Source organism: Thauera carbonicopians (genome assembly GCF_025699485.1).
Classification (GTDB): Bacteria; Pseudomonadota; Gammaproteobacteria; order Burkholderiales; family Rhodocyclaceae; genus Thauera.
Window position 1 is genome coordinate 1 of sequence record NZ_JANUXN010000022.1, and the last position, 23,618, is coordinate 23,618.

Annotated in this window: 27 protein-coding genes and 1 pseudogene; 15 read left to right on the top strand and 13 right to left on the bottom strand. The window is 66.2% G+C overall.

What is annotated here, in order from left to right; translation table 11 throughout:
* From NX068_RS18745 to uraH, 4 genes and pseudogenes are all read right to left on the bottom strand, one after another.
* Positions 1-99 (bottom strand): annotated as a pseudogene (locus NX068_RS18745) (allantoinase); the annotation flags it as partial.
* 24 nt (positions 100-123) lie between these two features.
* A complete protein-coding gene (gene uraD, locus NX068_RS18750) occupies positions 124-675 on the bottom strand; it encodes a 2-oxo-4-hydroxy-4-carboxy-5-ureidoimidazoline decarboxylase (protein WP_263462738.1) in 552 nt (183 codons plus the stop codon).
* A gap of 75 nt (positions 676-750) precedes the next feature.
* A complete protein-coding gene (locus tag NX068_RS18755) occupies positions 751-1,944 on the bottom strand; it encodes a urate hydroxylase PuuD (protein WP_263462739.1) in 1,194 nt (397 codons plus the stop codon).
* Between the two features lie 63 nt (positions 1,945-2,007).
* On the bottom strand, positions 2,008-2,358 hold the full coding sequence (gene uraH, locus NX068_RS18760) for a hydroxyisourate hydrolase (protein WP_068638674.1): 351 nt from the start codon (positions 2,356-2,358) through the stop codon (positions 2,008-2,010).
* Between the two features lie 169 nt (positions 2,359-2,527).
* Between uraH and NX068_RS18765 the strand changes: the two genes are divergently transcribed.
* Entirely contained in the window at positions 2,528-3,466 is a 939-nt protein-coding gene (locus NX068_RS18765) for a LysR family transcriptional regulator (protein WP_068638672.1), read from the top strand.
* Between the two features lie 62 nt (positions 3,467-3,528).
* Here the strand turns inward: NX068_RS18765 and NX068_RS18770 are convergent, their stop codons facing one another.
* From NX068_RS18770 to NX068_RS18805, 8 genes are all read right to left on the bottom strand, one after another.
* Positions 3,529-4,002: a universal stress protein gene (locus NX068_RS18770; protein WP_263462740.1), complete on the bottom strand. Its 474-nt coding sequence runs from the start codon at positions 4,000-4,002 to the stop codon at positions 3,529-3,531.
* 162 nt (positions 4,003-4,164) lie between these two features.
* A complete protein-coding gene (gene nikR, locus NX068_RS18775) occupies positions 4,165-4,647 on the bottom strand; it encodes a nickel-responsive transcriptional regulator NikR (RefSeq protein ID WP_263462741.1) in 483 nt (160 codons plus the stop codon).
* A 47-nt stretch (positions 4,648-4,694) separates the two neighbouring features.
* Positions 4,695-5,381: an energy-coupling factor ABC transporter ATP-binding protein gene (locus NX068_RS18780; RefSeq protein WP_263462742.1), complete on the bottom strand. Its 687-nt coding sequence runs from the start codon at positions 5,379-5,381 to the stop codon at positions 4,695-4,697.
* Positions 5,378-6,001 (bottom strand): energy-coupling factor transporter transmembrane component T family protein, encoded by a 624-nt coding sequence (locus NX068_RS18785; protein WP_263462743.1) that lies wholly within the window; start codon positions 5,999-6,001, stop codon positions 5,378-5,380. Before NX068_RS18785 ends, NX068_RS18780 begins: the two co-directional genes overlap by 4 nt.
* The gene (gene cbiM / locus NX068_RS18790) at positions 5,998-6,612 is read right to left on the bottom strand and encodes a cobalt transporter CbiM (RefSeq protein WP_263462744.1); all 615 of its coding nucleotides are present in this window, start codon (positions 6,610-6,612) and stop codon (positions 5,998-6,000) included. The genes NX068_RS18785 and cbiM overlap by 4 nt, the downstream gene beginning before the upstream one ends.
* Positions 6,612-7,097, bottom strand: a complete 486-nt coding sequence (locus tag NX068_RS18795) for an HI_1622 family ECF transport-associated protein (RefSeq protein ID WP_263462745.1) — start codon at positions 7,095-7,097, stop codon at positions 6,612-6,614. Before NX068_RS18795 ends, cbiM begins: the two co-directional genes overlap by 1 nt.
* On the bottom strand, positions 7,094-7,831 hold the full coding sequence (locus NX068_RS18800; protein WP_263462746.1) for a DUF4198 domain-containing protein: 738 nt from the start codon (positions 7,829-7,831) through the stop codon (positions 7,094-7,096). Before NX068_RS18800 ends, NX068_RS18795 begins: the two co-directional genes overlap by 4 nt.
* Before the next feature lie 11 nt (positions 7,832-7,842).
* Positions 7,843-8,385 carry a TonB-dependent receptor gene (locus NX068_RS18805; protein ID WP_263462747.1) on the bottom strand — a complete coding sequence of 181 codons (543 nt, stop codon included), beginning with the start codon at positions 8,383-8,385 and terminating at the stop codon, positions 7,843-7,845.
* 282 nt (positions 8,386-8,667) lie between these two features.
* Here NX068_RS18805 and NX068_RS18810 point away from each other — a divergent pair, with 282 nt between their 5' ends.
* The 6 genes from NX068_RS18810 (at position 8,668) to NX068_RS18835 (ending at position 17,588) form a co-directional block, all read left to right on the top strand.
* A complete protein-coding gene (locus NX068_RS18810; RefSeq protein ID WP_263462748.1) occupies positions 8,668-9,894 on the top strand; it encodes an FIST signal transduction protein in 1,227 nt (408 codons plus the stop codon).
* Positions 9,895-9,909: 15 nt separating this feature from the next.
* Positions 9,910-11,802: a putative bifunctional diguanylate cyclase/phosphodiesterase gene (locus NX068_RS18815; protein ID WP_263462749.1), complete on the top strand. Its 1,893-nt coding sequence runs from the start codon at positions 9,910-9,912 to the stop codon at positions 11,800-11,802.
* A 298-nt stretch (positions 11,803-12,100) separates the two neighbouring features.
* Positions 12,101-14,287 carry a TonB-dependent siderophore receptor gene (locus NX068_RS18820; RefSeq protein ID WP_263462750.1) on the top strand — a complete coding sequence of 729 codons (2,187 nt, stop codon included), beginning with the start codon at positions 12,101-12,103 and terminating at the stop codon, positions 14,285-14,287.
* Positions 14,288-14,396: 109 nt separating this feature from the next.
* Positions 14,397-15,362, top strand: a complete 966-nt coding sequence (locus tag NX068_RS18825; protein ID WP_263462751.1) for a siderophore ABC transporter substrate-binding protein — start codon at positions 14,397-14,399, stop codon at positions 15,360-15,362.
* A 133-nt stretch (positions 15,363-15,495) separates the two neighbouring features.
* On the top strand, positions 15,496-17,325 hold the full coding sequence (locus tag NX068_RS18830; protein ID WP_263462752.1) for an ABC transporter transmembrane domain-containing protein: 1,830 nt from the start codon (positions 15,496-15,498) through the stop codon (positions 17,323-17,325).
* A gap of 11 nt (positions 17,326-17,336) precedes the next feature.
* Positions 17,337-17,588, top strand: coding sequence for a VF530 family protein (locus NX068_RS18835; RefSeq protein ID WP_263462753.1), 252 nt, complete (start codon positions 17,337-17,339; stop codon positions 17,586-17,588).
* Here the strand turns inward: NX068_RS18835 and NX068_RS18840 are convergent.
* Positions 17,576-18,250, bottom strand: coding sequence for a ceramidase domain-containing protein (locus NX068_RS18840; protein WP_263462754.1), 675 nt, complete (start codon positions 18,248-18,250; stop codon positions 17,576-17,578). The genes NX068_RS18835 and NX068_RS18840 overlap by 13 nt on opposite strands.
* A gap of 18 nt (positions 18,251-18,268) precedes the next feature.
* On the opposite strand from NX068_RS18840, the gene NX068_RS18845 reads away from it, so the two are divergent.
* The 8 genes from NX068_RS18845 to NX068_RS18880 all read left to right on the top strand — a co-directional run bounded on the left by NX068_RS18845 (position 18,269) and on the right by NX068_RS18880 (position 23,570).
* Positions 18,269-18,421, top strand: coding sequence for a hypothetical protein (locus tag NX068_RS18845; protein ID WP_263462755.1), 153 nt, complete (start codon positions 18,269-18,271; stop codon positions 18,419-18,421).
* Positions 18,422-18,451: 30 nt separating this feature from the next.
* Positions 18,452-20,071, top strand: a complete 1,620-nt coding sequence (locus NX068_RS18850; RefSeq protein WP_263462756.1) for an MFS transporter — start codon at positions 18,452-18,454, stop codon at positions 20,069-20,071.
* A 168-nt stretch (positions 20,072-20,239) separates the two neighbouring features.
* Positions 20,240-21,055, top strand: a complete 816-nt coding sequence (locus NX068_RS18855) for a helix-turn-helix domain-containing protein (RefSeq protein ID WP_263462757.1) — start codon at positions 20,240-20,242, stop codon at positions 21,053-21,055.
* Between the two features lie 306 nt (positions 21,056-21,361).
* Positions 21,362-21,502, top strand: coding sequence for a DUF3363 domain-containing protein (locus NX068_RS21280; RefSeq protein ID WP_442806765.1), 141 nt, complete (start codon positions 21,362-21,364; stop codon positions 21,500-21,502).
* A gap of 131 nt (positions 21,503-21,633) precedes the next feature.
* Entirely contained in the window at positions 21,634-22,263 is a 630-nt protein-coding gene (locus tag NX068_RS18865; protein WP_263462758.1) for a DsbA family oxidoreductase, read from the top strand.
* A gap of 64 nt (positions 22,264-22,327) precedes the next feature.
* Positions 22,328-22,648, top strand: a complete 321-nt coding sequence (locus tag NX068_RS18870; RefSeq protein WP_263462759.1) for a DMT family transporter — start codon at positions 22,328-22,330, stop codon at positions 22,646-22,648.
* A 56-nt stretch (positions 22,649-22,704) separates the two neighbouring features.
* Complete coding sequence (locus tag NX068_RS18875; protein WP_263462760.1) at positions 22,705-23,094, top strand: DMT family transporter; 390 nt, start codon at positions 22,705-22,707, stop codon at positions 23,092-23,094.
* Positions 23,091-23,570: a nucleoside deaminase gene (locus tag NX068_RS18880; RefSeq protein ID WP_263462761.1), complete on the top strand. Its 480-nt coding sequence runs from the start codon at positions 23,091-23,093 to the stop codon at positions 23,568-23,570. The genes NX068_RS18875 and NX068_RS18880 overlap by 4 nt, the downstream gene beginning before the upstream one ends.
* The last annotated feature ends 48 nt before the right edge of the window (positions 23,571-23,618 follow it).

Sequence of the window (23,618 nt, forward strand, 5' to 3'; positions counted from 1 at the left end):
GACGGCGATGCGGGCGCGGCCGGGCCAGTCGGCGTGGGGCGGATTCTTGCCGTAGCCGATCAGGTCGCGCGGGTAGGGTGTAATGATTTGCGAAGTCATCGGAGAGCCTCCTTCAGCCGGTGGTCAGCCCTGGGCTGCGAACAGTGCGTCCAGGCGGAAACGGGCAATTTTGCCGATTTCCTTCAGGCAGGTGCGGAATTCGGTTTCGCGGTCGTTGGCCAGGCGGGCTTCGACGCCGTCCATGATCTGGTAGCGGGTCAGGCCCTTGACCGCGATCACGAAGGGAAAGCCGAAGCGTTCGCGGTAGGCCTTGTTCAGGTCGCGCAGGCGCTGCAGTTCTTCCTTGCTGCACTGGTCCAGCCCGGCGCCGCGCTGCTCGCCGGTCGAGGCGGTGGTCAGCGTGCCTTCCTCGGCTTCCTTGCCCGCCAGTTCCGGGTGGGCGCAGATCAGCGCGAGCTGTTCGGATTGGGCGGCGTTATCCACCACCAGGCACATCGCGGCGTGCAGCGCATCGACGCTGGTGAAGGGGCCGGCGCTCCAGGCGCGCTCGGCGATCCAGGGCGAATGTTCGAAGATGCCGTCGAGGCGGGCGACGAAGGCGTCCTGCGGCAGGCGGGACAGTTTGGCCAGTGCGGCGGTCGTGTCGGTCGCCGGCGAGGAGGTGTGGGTAGTCATTTGTCTCTTCCCTCGTGGGATTCGGTATGGAATGCCGGTTCGCGCGCGGGCGGCGGCCCGCGGCGCCGGGCGTTCTCAGTCGGTGGTGGATGCGCCCTGGGCGTGCCAGATGGCGACGGCTTCGCGTTCCTGGTCGGTGATCCCGGTCAGATTGCCGAGGGGCATGTAGCCGCTGGCGATGGTTTCGGCGATCTTGGCCGCGTGCTGGCGGATCTGCTCCGGTGTCTCCAGCGCAATCCCCTTGGGCGCCTGCACGAAACCGTCGTAGCTGGGCTTCTCGGCGTGACAGGTCACGCAGCGCTGGGTCATCACGTCGCGGATGGTGGAGAAGCTCACCTTGTCGCCGCTCGCATCGACCGGCTTCGGTGCCATCAGCACGATCAGCAGCAGGATCAGCGCGGCGCCGGCGGCGGGCAGCCACCACTTGACCTGGCCGCGGTGGCGCAGCACGAAGAACTGGCGGATCAGCACGCCGGCAACCATCAGCACGCCGAGGATCAGCCAGCCGTTGGGGTTGGCGTAGGTCATCGGGTAGTGGTTGCTGATCATGATGAACAGCACCGGCAGCGTGAAGTAGGTGTTATGCACCGAGCGCTGCTTGCCGACGATGCCGGGCTTGGGGTCGACCGGTTCGCCGTTGCGGATCTGCTCGACCATCTTCTTCTGCCCCGGAATGATGTGGAAGAAGACGTTGGCCGCCATCATCGTGCCGATCATCGCGCCGACGTGGATGTAGGCGCCGCGGGCCGAGAACACCTGGTGCAGCACGTAGTTGGCGACCATCACGAACACGAACACGATCGCCACCAGCAGCCCGTCCTTGCCGACCATGTTGCGGCACAGGACGTCGTAGAAGACCCAGCCGACGACGAGGAAGGCGATCGAGATGCCGATGGCGGCAGCGGGGGAAAGCGCCATCACGTTGCTGTCGATCAGGTAGCTGGAGGCGCCGATCCAGTACACGATGGCCAGCATGCCCATGCCCGACAGCCAGGTGCTGTAGGCCTCCCACTTCGACCAGTGCAGGTCGTTGCTGAGCGGTTCGTGCTTGGGGCCAGTGAGGTATTTCTGGCTGTGGTAGAAACCACCGCCGTGCACCGCCCACAGTTCACCGAACACGCCGCGTTTGGTCGCTTCCGGATCCTTGGGCGGTTTCAGCGCGTTGTCCAGCATGACGAAGTAGAAGGATGCGCCGATCCAGGCGATGCCTGCGATCAGGTGTATCCAGCGGACCAGCAGGTTGGCCCAGTCGAGCAGGTAGGCTTCCATGATCTCGTGTCTCTATGTAGTGGTTATGGTCTTCAGGAAGGGCGGCGATGGATCAGGGAAGGCTCAGCTGCCGCGATAGGTGGAGTAGCTCCACGGCGACACCAGCAGCGGCACGTGGTAGTGCGCGCCGGTGTCGGCGATGCCGAAGCGCAGCGCGACTTCGTCGACGAACAGTGGTTCGGGCAGGTTCTGGCCCTGGGCGCGGAAGTAGTCGCCGGCGCCGAAGACGATTTCGTATTTGCCGGCTTCGAGTGCCGCGCCTTCGAGCAGCGGCTGGTCGCAGCGGCCGTCGTGGTTGGTGACGGTGCGCGCCACTTCGCGGCGCTCGCCGTCGAGGCGATAGACGATGACGGAAATGCCCTGGCCGGGTTTGCCGTTGGCGGTGTCGAGTACGTGAGTGGTGAGGCGTCCCATGCTGTTGCTCCTGGTAGTGTCCGGTGGAGAAGGATGAAATCGGTATGTTCGGCTACCGGTTTCGGGGGATCGTGTGAGGCGCAGTGTAAGCCCGGCCTTTCTTAACAAAACACATATGCCTTTATAAGTGATATACCCTCTCGCTTATAAATAGACGAGGAGACCCACCATGAGCCTGAGACGCGGCGACGACCCGCTCGATACCTACCTGTTGCGCATCTTCGTGCTGCTGATCACCGAGCGCAGCGTGTCGCGTACCGCCTTGCGCATGAACCAGTCGCAGCCCGCCGTCAGCGCGGCGCTGAAGCGCCTGCGCGACATCCTGGGCGACCCGCTGCTGGTGCGCGAGAAAGGCGGCATGGTGCCGACCGAGCGCGCGCTGGCGCTGATGTCGCATGCCAAGGGGGCGCTGGCGGAGATCGACCGCATGGTCGATGCGCCGGAATCCTTCGAGCCGCACAGCACGCGCCACGAGTTCCGCATCGGTTCGCCCGACTATCTGGCGCCGGTGTTCGTCGCCAGCGTGGCCGAGCGCTTCCGCCGCGAGGCGCCGCAGGCGCGGCTGACGCTGCATGCGCTGGGGCCGAACTTCGATTTCGAGCGCTCGCTGGCCGAGGGCGACCTGGACGTCGTGATCGGCAACTGGCCCGAGCCGCCGCACCGCATGCACCTGTCGATGCTGCTCGAGGACGAGATCGTCTGCCTGGTGGCGGCCAGCCATCCGCTGGTGCGCAAGGGCATGACGACCGAGGACTACATGCGCGCCGCCCACGTGGTGCCGATGCCATACTCGATCAGCCAGCGCGGCGTGATCGACAGCGTGCTGGCGTCGATGCGCATCAACCGCGACGAGCGCGTGGTGGTGCAGTCCTTCACCGCCGCGCCCTATCTGCTGCAGAACACCGACCTGGTATTCACCACCACCCGGCACTTCGCCCAGTTCTACGCCGACCTACTGAAGCTCGCGATCGTGCCGTCGCCGATTTCCTTTCCGCCGATGCGCTTCTACCAGCTGTGGCACGAGCGCAACCACCATTCGACCGGCCACCGCTGGCTGCGCCGGCTGCTGTCCGACTGCGGCCGGCGCATCGTGCTGCCGTCGGCGTAAACGGCACACGGGGAGCGGGCCGTGCGGCGCGCTCCCCGTGGAGATGGCGAGGATGGATGCGCTCAGCGGTCGATCGGCACCAGGATCACCGGCACGTCTGCCTTCATCGTCACCTTGTGGGCGACCGAGCCCAGCAGCAGCTCGCCGATCGTGCTGTGGCCGCGCGAGCCCATGATGATCATGTCCGCCAGCACGTGCTTGGAGACGTCGAGGATGCGGCGCGAGGCGTCGCCTTCGAGCGCGCGCACGCTGGCCAGCACGCTCTTGACGTCGAGATCAGGGTTGGCTTCGGCGAACACGTCGATGCGGTGGCGCAGCAGCGCCTCGGCCTTCTTGTGGCCGGCCAGCTTGATTTCGTCCATCTTCTCTTCGCTGAGGAATTCCTCGTAGGGCAGGCTGGACGAGGGCAGCGTCACGGTGACGGCATGCAGCTTGGCGTTGAATTTCATCGCCAGGCCGACGGCATGGCGGAAAACCGCGGGCGAGCGCGGGGTGAGGTCGGAGGCGTAAAGGATCGAACGGATTTCGTAGCTCATGCGAGTCTCCCGATTTGATGTTGTCCGGCCCTTGCGCGCCGCTGCCGAGGCTGGCAGCCATGGCAGCGGATGGCCGATTGGTGTGCTGGTCCGAAGTGTAGTGGTGCCGGGGCCCGCTCCGCCATGCCGCGTTTGATAGCGCTTATACGCGAAAGCTGATGTTCAACTGCGGGGCCGGTAATGCACGTGGCGGGTGCTGTGCGGATGCCCGTGCGGGTGCGTGTGGCCGTGGTCCGCGGCGCTGACCTCGACGCCGATCAGGTTCAGGCTGCCGTGGCGCACGCCGCTTTCGGCCATGATCGACTCGGCGAAGCGGCGCACCGCGGCGCTGGGCCCGCGCAGGATGGCGCATTCGATGCAGTCGTCGTGGTCGAGATGGGCGTGCAGCGTGGACACCGTGAGGTCGTGGTGCGCGTGCTGCAGCCGGGTCAGCCGTTCGGCGAGCGCGCGCTCGTGGTGCCGGTACAGGTAGCTCAGCGTCGCCACGCATTCGCCGCCGGCTTCGTCGCGCAGGCGGGTCGATTCCAGCTCGCGGCGCAGCAGGTCGCGCATCGCCTCCGAGCGGCTGCTGTAGCCGCGCTCGGCGATCAGCGCGTCGAAGGCGCTGGCCAGTTCCTTGTCCAGCGAAATGGTGATGCGTTCCATCGGTTTCTCCCGGTCGTCGATGTGCGGCCGTAAGCTCGGTGCCGCCTTCAGCTGTCGAGCGCAGGAGCAGCGAGGGCGATGCGCCGGGTCGCGAGCGCCGCGACCAGGGTTTCGTCATGCGAAGCGACGATCATCGGCAGCCCGCTGTCGGCCAGGACGGCGGTGATGCGGGCCGCGCTGACAGTATCGAGCGCGGCCGTGGGTTCGTCCAGCAGCAGCACGCGCGGCTGCATCGCCAGCACGCCGGCCAGTGCGGCCAGGCGCTGCTGGCCGCCGGACAACTCGTGCACCGGCCGCTGCGCCAGGCCGGCGATGCCGACGCGCAGCAGCGCTTGCTGTGCCCGGGCACGGGCCGCGGCGGCGTCCAGGCCCTGGTTCAGCGGGCCGAACTCGGCGTCCTCGATCACCGTCGGGCCGAACAACTGGTCGTTGCTGTCCTGGAACAGCATGCCCAGCGGCCCGCGCAGCGGCGCGAAGTCGCGCTCGCGGCGGCAGTCGCGGCCGAGCAGGCGGATGCTGCCGGCGGCGGCCGGCACGAAGCCGAGCAGCGCCTGCAGCAGCGTGGATTTGCCCGCACCGCAAGGACCGAGCACGAACAGGCGCTCGTCCTCGTGCAGATCGAGGTCCAGGCGGTCGAGCACGCTGCGGCCGCGGCGCGCCACCGTCAGGCCGCGCACTTCGATCAGGGCTGTGGCAGCCGATGCCGGGCCGGTGCCGGCGGCGCGCGCGTTCATGTACGGAAGCCGCGTGCGCGCATCGCGACTTCGACGCGCTCGGCCCGCAGCATGGCCTGCACCAGCAGCAGCGCCACCAGTTGGGCGCAGACCTGCAGCGTGCGGCGGTTCATGCCCGGGCGGAAGCCGCGCGCGCGCATCGCGCGCTCGATCCGCCGCCGGCTGTCGGCGAGCAGGCCGAAGTAGCGCACCATCAGCGTCAGCAGTCGCGCCATGCGGGCCGGCAGGCCGAGCCCGGCGGCGGCGCGGCCGATGGCGAAGGCATCGAGGCCGTCGAGCAGCCCCAGGCAGCACAGCGCGATTGCGTTGGTGCGCAGCGAGATCTGCAGCGCGAGCTCCTGTCCGGCGGCGGAGACGGTGATGCCGTCGGCGCCGAACTGCCAGGGCAGGCTCAGCCACAGCATCGCGACGAAGCCATTGACTGCCAGCAGCCGGCGCAGCAGGCGCCCGCGCCCGCTGCTACGCCACAGCGCCGCCGCCATCACCATCGCACCGAATGCGACCGCAGCCATCAGCCAGGTGTGGCTGGACAGCAGGGAAACGACCAGGCTGGCGCCGATCGCGGCGGCCAGCCGCAGGCGCGGCCACCGCGGCGCTGCAGCCATTGGCGGGCCGTTCATGGCCGCACCGGTGCCAGCGACTGCGGCATCATGCGTAGCAGCGCGGCGACGGTGAAGGCACCGATGACCGCATCCACCGCCATCACCGGCAGGTGGGCGAGGCTGAACAGCACGATCAGTTCGCCGAAGGCTCGGCCGCCGGACAGCGCCAGCATGCCGCCGATCATCAGCACCGCGCCGCCGATGCCGATCACGCCGCAGGCTGCGCCGGCCAGCATCGCTCGAGCGTGCGTCGTTTCGACGCCGAGGCGGCTGCGCAGCAGGTAGTGGGCAAGGACGCCGGGCAGGGCGACCGCCAGCAGGTTGGCGCCGAGCACGGCGAAGCCGCCGAAGGAGAACAGCGCCGCCTGCAGCAGCAATGCCACGCACAGCACCGGGAACACCGACCAGCCCAGCAGCAGGCCGGCCAGGCCGTTGAGCACCAGATGCACGCTGCCGGGGCCGACCGGCACGTGGATCGTGCTGGCGACGAAGAAGGCCGCGCCGAGCAGCGCCGCCAGCGGCAGCTTGTCCTCGCGCAGGCTGCGCAGGCCCAGCGCCACGCCGGCCGCCGACAGGGCGGCGCCGGCGATCAGCAGCGGTGCGTTCAGGACGCCATCTGCCAGGTGCATCAGGCCCTCCGCCGCGCCATGAACCAGGCGCTCAGCCCGGCCAGGCCGAGGATGTAGCCGATGCCGCCGAGGATGTCCTGCAGGCGGATGCGCTGCTCCAGGCGGGCGATGTCCTCGCGCAGCAGGCGCAATGCGTCGGCGTCGGCCGTCCCGCCGGCGGCCACGCGCACGGCTTCGGCTTCGCTGCGGTGGCCTTCGTCGCCGTCGACGACGATCCGGTAGCGCGGCAGCGGCGGCACGGCGATGCGGAAGCGGCCGTCGGCGCCGCTGCTGCCCTGGGCCAGCGTGGCGCCGGTGGCGGGGTCGAGGACGTCGACGAACAGGCCGGCGGCGGCCGTCTGGTCCGAGTAGCGGGCCTGGCCGACCACCGCCTCGTCTTCGGCATGGGCGCTGACCCACAGGCCGTGGGCCAGCGCCGGACCGTTGGCAGCAAGCAGGCTAGTGCCAAGCAGGAAGGCGCGAAGAGCGGCAGATACGCCCCTCATCGCTGCGGCTCCGCGTCGAAGCCGAGCAGATACTCGATCGACAGCGTGGTGTAGCGCGGGTCGCCTTCGACCTCGCTGCGCTGTCCCGCCCAGATGCGGTTGAAACCGGCCTGCGGCACGATCGTAGCATAGCCGTCGGCATCGCTGACGGCGCCGGGGCCGCCTTCCTCGCCGGCGGCGACGCTGATGCCGGCTGCCGGTTTGCCGTCGATCAGCACGCGCAGCTTCAGCGGCACGCCGGCGCGCGGCGCGGCGGCATCGGCCGGTACCAGCTCGAAGGGTTGGCCCCAGGCGCGGGTTGCGGTCCCGCTTCCCCGGTCCCAGCTCGAAATGGTCTTGTGGTACTTCAGCGCGCGCACGCCGCTGACGGCGCCGGGCACTTCGTTCATCGGCTTCTCGACGCTGCGCCCAGCTTCCGCCCGGCTCCAGATGCCGTTGTCGAAGCTCAGCAGCAGCACCGCGGCATCGCCGTCGACGCGCACCCGCACGCCGTCGCCGGTTTCGCTGCGCACGACCGGCAGCGTGCCGCCATCGGCGGCGAACGCATCCAGCGGACCGACCTTGCTCGCGGCATAGGCTTCGGTCCTGCCTTCGTGGCCGCCGAAGGCGACGCGGTACTGCCCGGCGGCCTCACGTTCGAGCCAGACGGTGTGGGCAGCGGCGCCGGTGGCGACAACTGCGAGCAGCGTGGCGAGCAGGCCGCGGGCCGAACGTGTAGAGGTTTTCATGTTCATGATGGATGCCCTCAGAAATCGAATTGGGTCCCGACGCGCAGCGTGCGCGGCGCACCGGTGGCATGGCCGACGCTGCCGGCACGGTTGAAGTTGCCGTAAGGCACCGAAACAGGGCCTTTGCGCACCGTCATGGTGCGCAGCTCGAGCGGTACGATCACGTTCAGGTCGGCGTAGCCGTCGGCATGCGACATCGCTTCGTCGAGCGGAATGCCATCGACGGTGACCGCGATGTCGCCGCCGAAGCCGCGCAGCACGATCGAGCCGGCCACGCGGCTCAGGCCGAGGCCGCGGATGTCCATGCCGGGTACCTGGCGGAACAACTGCTGCACCTGGTTGACGCCGCGTTCGCCGATGTCGCCGGTTTCCAGCCGGGTGCTGGTGAAGGTGGCACTGCCGCCGGCCAGCGCCTGGCCCTTGACCTCGATGGCGGATAGGCTGGCTTCATGCCCGTCGGCGACTTCGTGCGCAAGGACAGGACCGCAGGTGAGGCGGGAGGCGAGCATGGCGGCACACGGTTTCAGGTGTGGTGCGCAGGGCGGCAGGGGATGAGGCATGTGATGTTCCTTGCTTTGCGGTCGCGACGCAGCGCCGTATGAACTTACTGTCAAATATTCATAACAACTGCTCCAAAGCAAGCCTCATGCCAATCCGTGCGGTTAGCGTCGACCTGCAACATTGCACATGCCCGGCTCAACCTTGGCGGACGGAACGACTGGCGCCCATTGCCGGTGACTGGTTGCCGCCGTGAGAAATGCACTCATGTAGGCTGATTTGCGCGTGCTAAATTCAAAATCGATAAAATCTACTGGCGTGCCAGGTGAAGGAGCTGTTTTCTTATGGTGCAACTCAGGTCTCATGTTGCTGCGGGCGACGTAACTGCCGACGTGCTGTCGGAGCTTTCGGCAGCATTGGAAACTGCGCCGATCGAGCCCGATTTTCTTTGCGTCTTCTATGGCTGCATGCACGATGACGAGGCGATCTGGGCATTCGTGCGTGACAGATTTCCCGATGCCGCGATCCTTGGCGGGACCTCGTGTGGCGGCGTCATGAGTGAAAACGGTCTGGGAGGCGAGCATTCCATCGGACTGCTGCTCGTCGAGGATCCGGACGGTGATTACGGCACGGCGGCCGTTCGGCTGCAGGGCAATGCCGCTGACTGCGCCGAACGGGCGCTTCACGACGCGCTCGAGGCAGCGGGTTGTGCCGGAGAACTGCCGGAACTGATATGGATCTACCAGGCACCGGGCCAGGAAGAGGCGGTGATCGATGGTCTTCGCCGTGTGGTCGGAGATCGTTGCCCGATCATCGGCGGCAGTTCGGCAGACAACGAGGTTGCCGGAGACTGGAGTCAGCTCGGCCCCGAGGGATTGATGCGCGACGGCCTGGTGGTCGGCGTGCTGTTCTCGTCCGGTGGGATCGGGTTCGCTTTCCAGGGCGGCTACGAGCCGAGCGGCGCGAGCGGGGTCGTGACGCGGGTGGGTTTCGACGCTGCAGGCGAAAGTGGGATCGTCACCAAGGCCTGGGGGCGTCAGATCATCAGCATCGACGGGGAGCCGGCCGCGGAGGTCTACAACCGCTGGCTTGGCGGTGTGCTGGGCGAAAAAATGACGGCCGGCAGCAACATCCTGACCGACACGACCATGTTCCCGGTCGGCGTCGATGTCGGCAAGATCGAGGGGATCACCCACTATCTGCTGATTCACCCCGACCGGGTTCTGGAGGACGGCGTGCTGTCGACTTTCGCCGCTGTCGAAGAAGGGACGCGGCTGTTCAGCATGCGGGGCAACAAGTCGAACCTCGTCGAACGGGCAGGGAAGGTTGCGACGGCGGCTATCTCGATGCTGCCGGGCGGATCGTCCAGCCTTGCCGGTGGCCTGGTCATTTATTGCGCGGGCTGCATGCTCGCCGTAGGCAACGAGATGCCGAACGTGTCGCGCGCGGTTTCGGCGAGCTTCGACGGGGCTCCCTTCCTGGGCTGTTTCACTTTCGGTGAGCAGGGCGCCATCCTCGGCAGGAACGCTCACGGCAATCTGATGATCTCGGCCATTGCCTTTGGAAAGTGAGGCCGGGCAGTGCGCATGGAAGACTCGGAGGAACTGCGAGAGGCGCTCGTCAACCTGCGCCGGGAATTGGACATTCTGCGTATCGAGACGACGCATGCCAATCTTCTTCTGTCCGCACTGGATGCATTGCTCGGTGCCAATGATGACGACGACGATCCGTTCAAGGGTGTCTTTGCCGCGCTGATGCCGGTATTCGAATATGAGCATGCAATCGTCCTGATCGAGCGGGGCGACGGCTGCGAGGCGCTGGAGTGCGTCGCATCGAACCATGAAGCCCTGATCGGCTCGGCCTGGCCCACCGACAGGCTTCTCCAGAAGGCGCTGTCCGGACGCATCCTGTCCACCGTGGCGGGGAGTGGAACGGATACCTGGCCCAGTGGATTCGATCCTGAAATCTCGTGTGACCAGCCAGCGTTGTATTTTCCGCTGGCGGTCCGCGGCAGCCGTGGTGCCGTGATCCTGCTGCGCAGGCTGGGCCAGTCCGGCTTCGATCGATCACACGTTGCGCTCGCACGAAAATTCTCGCTGCTGGCTTCGCACGCCTTCGCTGCCCGCCAGGCCAGCCTGACCCAGGCGGAAAGCCACCGCCTGAAGGATTTGGCCAGAAAGCTGGAGGCAAGCCAGGAAGCCTTGCGTTTCCGTGCCAACCACGACCAACTCACAGGCTTGCCGAATCGCGCCTATGTCGGTGAAATCGTCGATCAGATGATCGGGCGCAAGCAGTGGGGAGAGCAATTGGCGCTGGCCTTCATCGACCTCGATGAGTTCAAGCGGGTCAATGACGTGCACGGCCATGCTGTAGGAGACCGGCTGTTGCAGGAGATCGCCCGCCGCGTCAAGGCCGAGATCAGGCGCAACGACGTGTTCGGTCGTATCAGTGGCGACGAATTCGTCATTGTTTTAGACCCGGTCGGAGGGCAGAGTGACGTTGCCCAGATCGTCGAGCGCATCCTGAACAGCATCAGGCAGCCCTTGTCCGTCGAAGGGACGGAGATCAGGCCGTCGGCATCGATCGGGATCGCCTTCTATCCGGAGCACGGCCAGGACTACGAAACGCTGCGCCGCCGCGCCGACCTCGCCATGTACCAGGCCAAGACATCGGCCAAGGGCAGTCTGTCGTTCTTCACCCGCGACCTGGGCCAGGAAGTCGACGATCGGCTCGTCCTCGAACAGCGTGTCAAGGAGGCCGTCGCCGCCGGCGAATTCCGCTGTGCACTGCAGCAGAAAATCAACATCAGGACCGGGTGCGTCGTGGGCTTCGAAGCACTGGCGCGCTGGGTCGATGCTGCGGGTGTGGTCCACAGTCCCGGCCATTTTCTGCCGACTGCCTCCCGGCTCGGCCTGCTGGACGAGATATCGGCGCAGGTGATGGAGGATCTGCTGCAGAACCTGCCGGCCCTCGATGCCGGATTCGGGCCGACGATCAGGTACAGCATCAACGTTTCGCCAGCGCAGACGACGAGTGTTCCGTTCATGCAGAAGCTGCTCCGGCGCCTGTCGGAATCAGGCCGGGCTGGGCGCTTCATCCTGGAGCTGACGGAAGAGTCCTTCGCTGCGACCGGTCTCTTCCAGACCCACGTGCTGCCTGCGCTGCGCAACGCCGGCGTGGCCATTTCGATCGACGATTTCGGCTCCGGCTATTCGTCCCTGGCAAAGCTTGCGGAACTGACCGTCGACGAACTGAAGCTCGACCGCTCGCTGGTGTCGTCGATCCATCGGCGGCCGCGCAACCAGATCGTTCTGCGCGCGGTCGAGTCGCTCGGCGCGGCGCTGAACATGTCGATCGTCGCCGAAGGGATCGAGACCGACGAAGAAAACCGTTACCTGCTGGAGCAGACCTGCATCGCCATCGGCCAGGGCTTCCTGCACCACAGGCCGCAACTGCTCGCCGATCTGCTCGGCCGCTGAGCCGCTTCTCCCGGGCAGCGCCTTTTGCGCCCGGCCTGCTTTCACTGCCGCATCGACGCCTTCGCTCACTCTTCGGGCGGATGCTGGTCCACTTGGCCGAGCGGCGGCAGCGACCGGCTGCCGAGCACGGTCGGAGCGTGATTGCAAGGATGTCTCTGACATTCCGTGGCTTGATATTAAAAATAGAAATGATTATTATTTCGTAATGTACTGACCAGCCAGCCACCCAACCGGAATTCTCCCGGCCAGGAAGCCCGCCCCTTCGTACTTCCTGTCCCCAATGCACGGAGATATTCCAATGGCCTATTCAGAGAGCCAGAAATACACACGGGTGCCGCAGGCACGCCCGCACCGGATCGGCACGGGTACTTCCCTGCGCCTGAACCTCGTCGCTCTCGCTCTTCTGGCGAGTGGTGCGACCCAGGCGCAGACCGCGGCAGGAACCGAATCCGGCGTTGCCCAGCTGCCGGCCGTCACGGTCAAGGCCGAACAGAGCGGCAGCGCCGAGGACGGCTACCTCGTCAAGAGCATTACCGGCGTGGGGATCTGGGGCGAAAGAAGCCTGCAGGACACACCTTATTCGATGAGCATCATATCGGGCGATCTGATCGAGAACGTGATCGCCAAGGACATGAACCAGATCTTCAAGATGAATCCGACGACGCAGGAAACGGCGAGCATTGCCAGCGATGCCACCGACAATCTGTGGGTGACGATGCGCGGGTTCCAGGTCAATTTCCCGATCATCAACGGCATTCCCTACGCAAGCCGGATTGCCGGCACGCCGATGATGCAGGATATCGAGCGCGTCGAGATCATCAACGGTGCGACCGGCTTCCTGTATGGCGGCGGGCGTGTCGGCGGCGCGGTGAACTACGTCACCAAGAAACCGACGATCGATACCCGGAGAAGCGTATCCGCCGGCAGCTATGGCGGCAGTTCGTATTTCGGCCATGCCGAACTGAGCGGGCAGTTCGACGACAACAATGTCTTCGGCTACCGGTTCAGCGTATTCAACCAGGGCGGTGAAACCAGCAGGAAGGAGGAAAAGAAGCAGAAAGCGGTCAGCCTGGTATTCGACTGGAAGCCGACGGACAACTTCTATGCCGACCTGCGCTACAGCTACAAGGACACCGAAGCGCCGGGGCCGACGATCTTCTGGGCGACCGGGGGCCAGATCGACCGCAGCGGCATCAGCCGGAACCGCAGCCACACCCCCGACTGGCTGGTGCAGGAATTCACCTCGAACAGGGTCGAGAGCGGCATCAGGTGGGACATCAACGATGTCTTCACGCTGCGGACCAACCTGCTCTACGAAGAAGTGGAAAAGACCGGCGGCGACGCCCGCATGAGATATCTGGACAGGAAGGTGCTGGCGACCTCCTGGTTCGGCAATTACGCCCTGCAGGAGAACGAGAAGAAGGGCATCAGCGCCTACCTGGATTCGAAGTTCGAGACCTTCGGCATATCGCATACGCTGACGGTGGGCTACTCCTCGGCGTCGGACAAGACGAGGAGCAGCACGGACAATTCGCGGAGCTACCAGATACCCACCGACATGACGCTCGACGAATTCAGGAACTATCCCAAGCCCGGCACCTGGGGCAGCGTGGGGCAGACGCCGAGAACGCCGAACTCGAAAGTGAAGTACGACAACATCCTGATCGGGGACGACATCGTCTTCAACGAGCGCTGGTCCGCGCTGGTCGGCTTTAACTACGCAACGACGATGAGCGAGAACTACCGCTCGGGGGTCAAGTACGACGAATCCGCGCTGACGCCGACGCTGTCGCTGATGTACAAGCCGTTCAACGAGCTGACCACCTATGCGACCTACATCGAAAGCCTGGAAGCCGGGGCGGTCGTCGGCAGCACCTACCTGAACGAGAACGAGGTGCTGGACCCCTACATCAGCAAGCAATACGAAATCGGCGCGAAATACACCCTGAACGACCGGGTGTCGATCAATTCGGCGCTGTTCAGGATCGAGAAGGCCAATGCCTACGACATCCAGACCACGCCGAAGCCGACGCGGACGCAGGACGGCGAGCAGGTCCACCAGGGCATCGAGCTCGGCATCACCGGCAAGGTGACGGACGACCTGACCATCATCGCCGGCGGCACCTTGATGGACCTGAGCATCGACAAGGCCACCAACAGTGCACTGGAAGGCAAGAAGCCGACCGGCGCAGCCAGGGTCATGGCGAAGATCTATGCCGAATACAGCGTCCCGACCGTCAGAGGCCTGTCGGTGTCGGGCGGGGCCTACTACACCGGCAAGAAGTACCAGGACGATATGAATACCGATGTGGTGCCGTCCTACACCTTGTTCGATGCCGGCGTCAGGTATACGACCAAGATCGGGCAATACCCGACCACCTTCAACTTCAGCATCCAGAACATCACGGACGAAGTGTACTGGTCGAACAGCCTGGCGCTGGGCGATCCGAGGACCTTCTCGTTCTCGGTGCGAACGATGTTCTGACCCTTCCGTTCTTGCACGAGGGCGACGGGTCCCCGTGCTTGTGTGACGCCAGCCCTTGCACCGGCTGGCGCTGTTTTTTGGATGACCGCATTGTGCAAGGAGCCATCGCATGAGCAACCGCTTTTCTCTCGTCCGCCGCCGCGTCCTGGCGGGCGCTATTCTCGCCGCGACCTGCGGCATCGCCGTGCCCGCATTGGCCGCCCAGCCCGTCACGGTGGCGTTGACGCACGCCAAGGGCACGACCGAAGTGCCTGCCGCACCCAAGCGTGTGGTGGTGTACGACCTGGGCGCATTGGATACGCTGCAGGCCCTGGGCGTGCCGGTGGCGGGCGGTCCCAAGGCGCAGATGCCGGGTTACCTGCAGGACTATGCCAGCCGCTACGCCGTTGCCGGCAGCCTGTTCGAACCGGACTACGAAGCGCTGAGCAGCATCAAGCCCGATCTGATCATCGTCGGCGGCCGTTCCAGCGCCAAGCTCGAGATCCTGGGCCGGATCGCGCCCACGCTGGATATGTCGATCGACGGCAGGCAGATGCTGAACGACATCAAGCGCAACGTGAATACGCTGGCCGGCCTGTTCGGAAAGCAGGCGCAGGGCAAAGCGCTGATCGAGCGGATGGATAGGGAAGTGGCCGATCTGCGCCGCCTGGCAGGCCAGGCCGAGCCGGGCGTGCTGCTGATGGCGATCAACGAGAAGATCATTCCGCAGGTGCCAGGCTCGCGTTTCGGCTTCCTGTTCGACGTGCTGGGCGCGAAGTCTGCCGTCGGCAGCGCCGATCTGCCGCCGCAAGGCACGGCCTACACTTTCGACGACCTGGCGAAGCTGAACCCGCAGTGGATCTACGTGATCGACCGCAACACCGCGACCGGCCAGGCTGCGGGCGGCGGCGACATCATTCCGTCGCAGAAGGTGTTCGACAACGCCCAGGTCAAGGGCACGGCGGCCGGGCAGAAAGGGCAGGTCGTGTTCCTCGATCCCAAGGGCTGGTATCTGATGGGTGGCGCCGGCCCGTCGGCGCTGCTGGGCAACGTCGCCCAGCTCCGCCAGGCGTACAACGCGGCCGGCCTGCGCTGAGCCTCGTCAAGTGCCTGTCCGGTCTGACCGGGTCCAGCCTGAACGGGCCAGGTCCGGCCGAGCCTGATGGGCCTGACCTGGCCGGACCTGACCCGGCTGGGCACTTCCACTGCGCGATCGACGATAATCGGGCATGCCCGAATCGACCGCGCCATCCCCATCCTCCTCGCCGCCCGGCACCGCTTCCCTTCCCGCAGACGCGCCGCCGCGCGGCCTGTCGGCGCTGCGCGGCCTGCTGCCTTTCCTGCGGCCGTATCGCGCGCGTATCGCGCTGGCCTTCGTGCTGCTGTGCCTCGGCTCGGCCACGCTGCTGCTGGTGCCGCTGGCCTTCCGCGACCTGGTGGATTTCGGCTTCGGTTTCGGCAGTGCCGGCGGCGCGGGGACGGCCGCGGCGCTCGACGGCCATTTCCTGCAATTGTTCGCGCTCGCGGCGTTCTGGGGCATGGTGGTGGCGGCGCGCTACTACACCGTGTCCTGGGTCGGCGAGCGGGTCACGGCCGACCTGCGCAACGCGGTGTATGCGCGCGTGCTCGGGCAGTCGCCGCAGTTCTTCGAGACCCTGCAGACCGGCGAGGTGCTGTCGCGGCTGACCGGCGACACCACGCTGATCCAGACCGTGGTCGGCAGTTCGGTGTCGATGGGGCTGCGCAGCCTGTTCCAGTTCGCCGGCGGCATGGTGATGCTGGCGGTGACCAGCTTCGGCCTGTTCGCGCTCAATCTCGGCCTGATGGTGGTGCTTGCGGTGCCGATCGTGCTGATCGGGCGCCGGCTCAGGAAGCTGTCGCGCGAATCGCAGGACCGCATTGCCGATGCTTCGGCGCTGGCTGGCGAGATCCTCAATGCGATGCCCACGGTGCAGGCCTTCACCCAGGAAGCGGCAGAGGCCCGCCGCTTCGCCGGACGCAGCGAAACCGGCTTCCTCGCCGCGATCCGCCGCACCCGGACGAGGGCGGGTCTGACCGCGCTGATCATCACCGCGGTGATGGGCAGCATCATCTTCGTGCTGTGGGTCGGCGCGCAGCAGGTGCATGCCGGTGAACTGAGCACCGGCGAGCTCGCCGCCTTCGTGCTGTATGCGGCGCTGGTCGCCGGCGGCGCGGGCACGCTGGCCGAAGTGTGGGGCGACGTCATGCGCGCGGCCGGCGCCACCGGCCGCCTGCTCGAACTGCTGCAGGCCGAGCCGGCGATCCGCGACGCTACGATGCCGGCCGTGCCGCGGCGCCTGCCGCAGATGGCGATCCGCTTCGACCACGTCGGCTTCGCCTATCCGGCGCGGCCGCAAGTGCGTGCGCTCGACGACGTCTGCCTCGACATCGCGCCCGGCGAGCGGGTCGCGCTGGTCGGCCCGTCCGGTGCCGGCAAGACCACGCTGTTCCAGCTGCTGCTGCGCTACTACGAGATTTCGGCCGGCGCCATCCTGATCGACGGCCAGGACACCCGCACGCTGGCGCTGCGCGCGCTGCGCCAGAACATCGCGATCGTGCCGCAGGACCCGGTGATCTTCTCCGCCAGCGCGATGGACAACATCCGCTACGGCCGTCCCGGCGCCGACGACGAGGCGGTGCGTGCAGCGGCGCGTGCGGCCGGCGCCGACGATTTCATCGCCCGCCTGCCCGAAGGCTACGACACCTTCCTCGGCGAACGCGGCACCCGCCTGTCGGGCGGCCAGCGCCAGCGCATCGCGATCGCCCGCGCCATTCTCAAGGATGCCCGGTTGCTGCTGCTCGACGAGGCCACCAGCGCGCTCGACGCCGAATCCGAGATCCTCGTGCAGCAGGGCCTGGATGCGGCGATGCACGGCCGCACTACGCTGGTCATCGCCCACCGCCTGGCGACGGTGCAGCGGGTGGACCGCATCGTCGTGCTCGACGGCGGGCGCATCGTCGAAGTCGGCACGCCGGCCGACCTGCGTCGCCAGGGCGGCCTCTACGCCCGGCTCGCCGCGCTGCAACTCGATCATTGATGGATATCCGCATGAGCACTCAGCCCAACAACCCGCTGCACGGCATCACCCTCGAAAATCTGCTCCATGCGCTGGTCGAGCACTATGGCTGGGCCGGGCTCGGCCGCCGGGTGGCGATCCGCTGCTTCACCCACGAGCCCAGCATCGCCTCCAGCCTCAAGTTCCTGCGCCGCACACCGTGGGCCCGCGCGCAGGTCGAAGCCTTGTACGTCGATATGCTCGCTGACGGAGCCGCAGGCCCGCGTGGTGCTCAGCGCGGCTGAGAGGGGGCGGCCGGCAGCGCGTTCAGCAGATAGGCCCGGGTGGTGAGGTAGAGCACCAGCCCGTTCAGCAGATGCCACAGGAAATGGGTGCCGAGCGCAGCGTGCGGGCAGACCTGCTGGTCGATCGAACGGAAAAAGAGCGACAGCAGGAGCACGGCGAATGCCGCCAGCACGCCCCAGGCGTCGCGGCGGCCGGCGCGCAGATGGTGGAGGCCAATGCCGGCGACGAACACCAGCGCGCTGCCATAGGCCAGCGAACCGTTCAGCCAGGCCCGCGGCAGGCTGGCGAAGGCGAAGGACAGGGCGAGGTAGAGCAGCACCAGCCCGGCCACCACGGCCACCGGCTGGCGGCTCACCCTGCGGGCATAGAGGCCGACGAAGGCAATCTGGTAGATGAAGATCGGCAACACGTCGGCGACCAGAGTCCCGCGATTGGCCAGGGTATGGAACAGGAAGCTGCCGATGCCGATCAGGGCCACGTTGGCCACCAGAAAGCTGCCCGCCGGATCGAGCCGCAGCCTTTCGCGCCGGATCAGATGCAGCAGGCCGAAGGCGGCGGCGATGAAGGACAGGTTGGTCAGCGCATTGACCGGCTCGGCCCAGAAGGCCGCCGAGGCGCGTTCGCAGTAGAGGTCCAGCGGAGTGCCGAGGTCGGAGGACATGGATGCCCGGATGGAACGATGATGCTGCGCATGATGCCGTGGAACGACGTGGAAGGCGTGATTCGCCGGTCCACCGGTGGACTCGGATACCGCCGCGGCCGTGGAAGGATGGGCATCGTGCCTGTTTTGCAGTGGCAGGTTGATGGCACTGCAGGCGTGCGGGCGCGATAATCCGCAGTTCGCTTTTCGGTTCCTGTCTCCATGTCTTCGTCGCTCGTTTCCGCAGCCCACCCCCGTCCCGCCACCCGCCGCGAATGGTGGGGTCTCGCCGTACTGGTGCTGCCCACGCTGCTGCTGGCGCTGGACATGACGGTGCTGCACCTGGCAGCGCCGCACCTGAGTGCCGACCTGCGGCCGAGCAGCAGCGAGCTGCTGTGGATCCTGGACATCTACGGCTTCATGATCGCCGGCTTCCTGATCACGATGGGCACGCTGGGCGACCGCATCGGCCGGCGCCGCCTGCTGCTGGCCGGTGCCTTCGCCTTCGGCGTGGCCTCGGTGCTGGCGGCCCTGTCGACCACTGCGGCGATGCTGATCGCCACCCGCGCGCTGCTCGGCATCGCCGGCGCCACGCTGATGCCGTCCACGCTGTCCCTGATCCGCAACATGTTCCACGTCGAGCGCGAGCGCACGGTGGCGATCACGGTGTGGATGACCGGTTTCATCGTCGGCAGCGCGATCGGCCCGCTGGTCGGCGGCGTGCTGCTCGAATATTTCCCCTGGGGATCGGTGTTCCTGCTCGGCGTACCGGTGATGCTGGTGCTGCTGGTCGCCGGCCCGCTGCTGCTGCCGGAATTCCGCGACGATGCCGCCGGGCCGCTCGACCTACCGAGCGCGCTGCTGTGCGTCGGCATGGTGCTGGCGGTGATCTTCGGCATCAAGTCGGCGGCGCGCGACGGCGTGACGCTCGCCGCGCTGGCGGCGGTGCTGCTCGGGCTGGCGGTCGGCGTGCTGTTCGTGCGCCGCCAGCGCCAGCTGGCGCAGCCGATGTTCGATCTCGGCCTGTTCGCCAACCGCGGCTTCTCGGTGTCGGTGGCGGCGATGCTGCTGACCATCCTGGCGCTGTCCGGCACCTGGCTGATGGTGTTCCAGTACCTGCAGGGCGTGCTCGGCCTGTCGCCGCTCGACGCCGGCATCGTGATGCTGCCGCCGGCACTGCTGCAGGTGCTGGCGTCGGTGCTGGTGCCGCGGCTGGCGCGCCGCCATCCGCCGCATCGGCTGGTCAGTGCCGGCCTGCTGCTGGCACTGCCGGGTTTCCTTGCGATGATGCTGGTCGGGGGCCCGCCTGCCGGCAGCCCGTATGTTGGCGATGCGGTCTCGCTGTGGCTGCTGGTGGCCGGCACCTCGGTGCTGGGGGTGGGCGTCATGCCGATGATGATCCTCGGCACCGACCTGGTGGTCGGTTCGGCACCGCCGACCAAGACCGGCGCCGCCGCGGCCACCTCGGAAACGGCCACCGAGCTCGGCATGGCGCTCGGCATCGCGATCATCGGCAGCGTCGGCGCGGCGGTCTATCGCAGCCACATGCTGGCCGTGGCAAACGGTGTGGGACTGCCGCCCGAACTCGCCGCCTCGGCCATCGATACCCTGGGCGGCGCGCTCGGCGCGGCGGAACGGCTGCCGGGCGAGGCCGGCGCGGCCCTGCTGCATGCCGCGCGCGAAGCCTTCGCCGCGGCGCTGCATGTCAACGCGGTGATCAGCGCCACCATCATGCTGGCGACGGCGCTCATCGTTGCGCTGTTCCTGCGGCGGGCGGCGGGACCGGGGCAGGGGGAGAGCGGACACGGACCGGCTGACATATCAGATGATTTGATCAAGTAATTCAATATTTCTTGTATCCTGACGACTTCCGCGTGCCCGACACGATCCTTCAAACGCGTTCAGTTTCCGCTTGGTCGTCATATGAGCACCTTGATTACTCCAAGGGACCTGCCTACCTGGGTGCCAGGGCGGGTCCTGTCCGCCAGTGACGGATTGGGCTGGAAGGATGTGGCTCACCGTGCCTATCTCTATACCGGCCTGGACGTGCTGGTGCCGCCGATGGACCATTGCATGATCGTCCGCTACCGCAGCGGCCAGACGCCGATGGACCGGCAGGTGGAGGGGCGCTGGAGCCGCAAGAAGTGCGTGCCGGGGGACTTCTCGCTGCTGACGCATGCGGAGATGTCCCATTGGCACTGGACCGAATGCATCGGCGTGTCCCACACCTATCTCTCGGGCGCGCTGATGCAGCGGGTGGCCGTGGACATCACCGGGCGCAGCATGGTCGACGTGCGCCTGCAGGACGTGTTGCAGGCGCAGGACCCGATCGTCACCGGCATCGTCGATGCCATCACCGCGGAAGCGGAGCAGTGCGCGCCGGGCGGCAACATCTACGTCGAGGGGCTCGCGCTGCAGCTGGCCGTCCATCTGTTCCGCAAGTACGCCTGTATCGACATTCGCGACGACACACCGGTGGGGCCGCTGGCGCCCCGGCAGATACGCCGCCTCGACGAATACGTCGAAACCCATCTGCACAAGGGGATCACCATCGAGCAGATGGCCGAGGCAATCGGGCTCGGCGTATGGACCTTCTCCAAGCATTTCCGCGCGAGCACGGGCATGTCTCCCCACGAGTACGTCGTCCGCCGCCGCCTGGAGCGGGCCGCCCGCCTGCTGACCAGCGATGGCCTGGCGATCAAGCAGGTCGCGGCGATGTGCGGATTCGCCGACCAGGCCCATCTGACGCGGGTGATGCGCAGCAGGATGGGCACCACGCCGGCCTGTCTCAGAAAGACCGGCGGCCTCAGGCCGGAACAGGAATGAAAAATAACCCCCACGCTCCCTCACTGCGTGCGGTCGCTGCCCCCCAAGGGGGCGCTTTTCATCTTGGGGCGGCCCGGCGATGAAAAATGTCTGCTGTCAAGCCTTCCGCGTACAAGTGACGTGGAGAGAAAGGCTATACAGCGCACGAGGTTAGAGCTGATTTCTGGGTAGCAGGCACCTGAATCATCCAAACGTCAGGGGCCAATTGGGGTGCATTGTCGTGGCAAGCCTTGGCTCTGTGTAGCGTGGATTGGCGCAGGGTATAGCTGCCGAAACCGGTCTGGATCATCGCCCGATGGCCAGTGCGTGGCCGTTATCTACCGGCGCTCCGTCATGCTCGCCAGCGGGCGCTACGCGATGCTCGATGACGGCATGGGCTTCTCACTGGTGCTGTGGAAGCCAGTGATTGAGCAGCGGCTGAGGCGGCAGCGCGGCCCTTCGGTTTGAGCGCCCAGCCTTGCCTCGACGGCCTCCGGGGAGTCCGTCGTTACTCGAAAAATACATGCGCGCGCAAATAGTTTGACAGCCCTGTTCCCCTTCATTAACATGCATGTGCATGCAAATAAATGGAGTCCGACATGGCATCTATCACCCTCTATTCCGACTATGTGTGCCCCTACTGCCTGCTGGCGGAAAAGGTACTGTCCGACGCGATCGGCAACCGGGACATCGACATCACATGGCGTCCCTTTGAGCTGCGTCCCGCGCCCGAGCCGACGCTGAGGCCGGAAGACCCGTATCTGCCGTCCGTCTGGCAGCGATCCGTCTATCCGCTGGCCGAGCGCCTCGGGGTGCCGATCCGCTTGCCTTCCATATCGCCCCAGCCTCGCACGGCAAAGGCGTTTGAACTGCTGGCGATGGCCCGGGATCAGGGGCTGGACAACGCTTACTCCCTGCGCGTCCTGCGGGCCTTCTTTCAGGAGGATCGGGACATCGGCGAACCTGAAATTCTGATCGAACTCGCCGCCGAGATCGGGCTTGACCCCGACGAGGCCAGGCATGCGCTCGAAAACGGCACCTATGCCCAGCGCCACCGCGAGGCCCAACGCCATGCCCGCGAGGAAATGCAGATCACATCCGTTCCCACCATCGTCGTCGGGAAACAAGTGTTCCGTGGCACGCCGCCTCTGGATGAACTCAAGCGTGCCATCGACCAGCTCGGAAACGAGCCGAACGGCGATCCGTCGCCAGCATCACCGCAGGGCTGAACGCCCATTTTCTCGACACATCACCCAACCGCTCTTTGGGGCATCAACGAAAGGAACCTTCATCATGAGTTGGCTATATCTGAGCATCGCCGTGGTCTTTGAAATTGCGGTAGCCATTTCCGCAGGCAACGCCAAGGGCTTCACCCGCCTTGGCTGGACAGCCGCCACGCTGGTCAGCGGGGCCATCGCCACCTACTTCCTCAGCCTTGCCTTGCTGACCTTCGATGTCGGCGTGGGCTATGCCATCTGGACGTCCGTTGCAGGCGTGGGAATCGTCATCCTGGGGGCCTTGTTCTTCGGGCAACGACTGAACCTGAGCAAGTTCTTCGGAATCGCGCTCGTCATCGGCGGCGTCGTGGGTCTGCGGCTCAGTGGCGCGGCATGAAGACGACAGACCACCGCTTCATTCACTCTCAATCTGACATCACAAAGGAATCCGACATGACGACTATCAACGAAACCAGCCAAAGCAACGGACGTGCTTGGATCATGCTGCTGCTGGCCAGCGCATTCGAGATTGGCTATGCCCTCAGCGTAGGGGGCAGCCAGGCATTCACGGTGCTTGGATGGTCGATTTCCGCTGGGGTGTTTTTCCTGCTGACGTTGTATGCGCTCAGTGTTGCGCTGAAAACCATCGACGTGGGCATCGGCTATGCCGTATGGGCCGGTATCGGCTCGGTGGGGGCGGCGACTTTCGGTAGCGTCCTGCTTGACCAGCCGCTGACACTGGCCCAGGCATGCTGGCTGGCCGTCATCATCGGTGGCGTGGTCTGGTTGAAGCTCGCCGACAGCGCCAAGCTCCAGGCTCACAAAAGTGGGGTTCCCGCATGAAGGCGGGCGATTTCGATGAACGCCTCATGCAGCGCATGAAGGAGGCCGTCGCCTGGTCGGGCGAGCATGTCCACGGCGGTGGCATTCCCTTCACGGCCTTCGTGGTCGATGCACGCGGCACGGTTCTCGGGCGTGGGGTCAACCGCGTCCGGGAACACCACGACCCGACCGCCCATGCGGAAATCGAAGCCATCCGGGATGCGTGCCGCACGGCGGGCACGCCATATCTTCGCGGCCTGACGCTGTTGGCCTCGGGGGAACCGTGCGCCATGTGCTACCTGAGCGCGCTCTATGCGGGTATCGAGCAGGTGTATTTCGCCGTCGATCGGAACGAGGCGGCGGCACATGGGTTCGACTATCGCGGCACCTATGCGCTGTTCTCCCGCGACCCGCTGGCTTGGCAATCCCCCGCCGTGCGCAAGCTGCCGGTGCCGGAGGGAATGCAACCCTTTCTGGCGTTTCGCTCGCAGACGTGAGCGCCACAGGGTGGGCCTCTTGACGTGCTTGCATGGGCATACATATGA

Coding starts and splice junctions, on each gene's coding strand:
- uraD (WP_263462738.1), bottom strand. CDS start 675: ATGACTACCCACACCTCCTCGCCGGCGACCGACACGACCGCCGCACTG.
- NX068_RS18755 (WP_263462739.1), bottom strand. CDS start 1,944: ATGGAAGCCTACCTGCTCGACTGGGCCAACCTGCTGGTCCGCTGGATA.
- uraH (WP_068638674.1), bottom strand. CDS start 2,358: ATGGGACGCCTCACCACTCACGTACTCGACACCGCCAACGGCAAACCC.
- NX068_RS18765 (WP_068638672.1), top strand. CDS start 2,528: ATGAGCCTGAGACGCGGCGACGACCCGCTCGATACCTACCTGTTGCGC.
- NX068_RS18770 (WP_263462740.1), bottom strand. CDS start 4,002: ATGAGCTACGAAATCCGTTCGATCCTTTACGCCTCCGACCTCACCCCG.
- nikR (WP_263462741.1), bottom strand. CDS start 4,647: ATGGAACGCATCACCATTTCGCTGGACAAGGAACTGGCCAGCGCCTTC.
- NX068_RS18780 (WP_263462742.1), bottom strand. CDS start 5,381: ATGAACGCGCGCGCCGCCGGCACCGGCCCGGCATCGGCTGCCACAGCC.
- NX068_RS18785 (WP_263462743.1), bottom strand. CDS start 6,001: ATGAACGGCCCGCCAATGGCTGCAGCGCCGCGGTGGCCGCGCCTGCGG.
- cbiM (WP_263462744.1), bottom strand. CDS start 6,612: ATGCACCTGGCAGATGGCGTCCTGAACGCACCGCTGCTGATCGCCGGC.
- NX068_RS18795 (WP_263462745.1), bottom strand. CDS start 7,097: ATGAGGGGCGTATCTGCCGCTCTTCGCGCCTTCCTGCTTGGCACTAGC.
- NX068_RS18800 (WP_263462746.1), bottom strand. CDS start 7,831: ATGAACATGAAAACCTCTACACGTTCGGCCCGCGGCCTGCTCGCCACG.
- NX068_RS18805 (WP_263462747.1), bottom strand. CDS start 8,385: ATGCCTCATCCCCTGCCGCCCTGCGCACCACACCTGAAACCGTGTGCC.
- NX068_RS18810 (WP_263462748.1), top strand. CDS start 8,668: ATGGTGCAACTCAGGTCTCATGTTGCTGCGGGCGACGTAACTGCCGAC.
- NX068_RS18815 (WP_263462749.1), top strand. CDS start 9,910: ATGGAAGACTCGGAGGAACTGCGAGAGGCGCTCGTCAACCTGCGCCGG.
- NX068_RS18820 (WP_263462750.1), top strand. CDS start 12,101: ATGGCCTATTCAGAGAGCCAGAAATACACACGGGTGCCGCAGGCACGC.
- NX068_RS18825 (WP_263462751.1), top strand. CDS start 14,397: ATGAGCAACCGCTTTTCTCTCGTCCGCCGCCGCGTCCTGGCGGGCGCT.
- NX068_RS18830 (WP_263462752.1), top strand. CDS start 15,496: ATGCCCGAATCGACCGCGCCATCCCCATCCTCCTCGCCGCCCGGCACC.
- NX068_RS18835 (WP_263462753.1), top strand. CDS start 17,337: ATGAGCACTCAGCCCAACAACCCGCTGCACGGCATCACCCTCGAAAAT.
- NX068_RS18840 (WP_263462754.1), bottom strand. CDS start 18,250: ATGTCCTCCGACCTCGGCACTCCGCTGGACCTCTACTGCGAACGCGCC.
- NX068_RS18845 (WP_263462755.1), top strand. CDS start 18,269: ATGATGCTGCGCATGATGCCGTGGAACGACGTGGAAGGCGTGATTCGC.
- NX068_RS18850 (WP_263462756.1), top strand. CDS start 18,452: ATGTCTTCGTCGCTCGTTTCCGCAGCCCACCCCCGTCCCGCCACCCGC.
- NX068_RS18865 (WP_263462758.1), top strand. CDS start 21,634: ATGGCATCTATCACCCTCTATTCCGACTATGTGTGCCCCTACTGCCTG.
- NX068_RS18870 (WP_263462759.1), top strand. CDS start 22,328: ATGAGTTGGCTATATCTGAGCATCGCCGTGGTCTTTGAAATTGCGGTA.
- NX068_RS18875 (WP_263462760.1), top strand. CDS start 22,705: ATGACGACTATCAACGAAACCAGCCAAAGCAACGGACGTGCTTGGATC.
- NX068_RS18880 (WP_263462761.1), top strand. CDS start 23,091: ATGAAGGCGGGCGATTTCGATGAACGCCTCATGCAGCGCATGAAGGAG.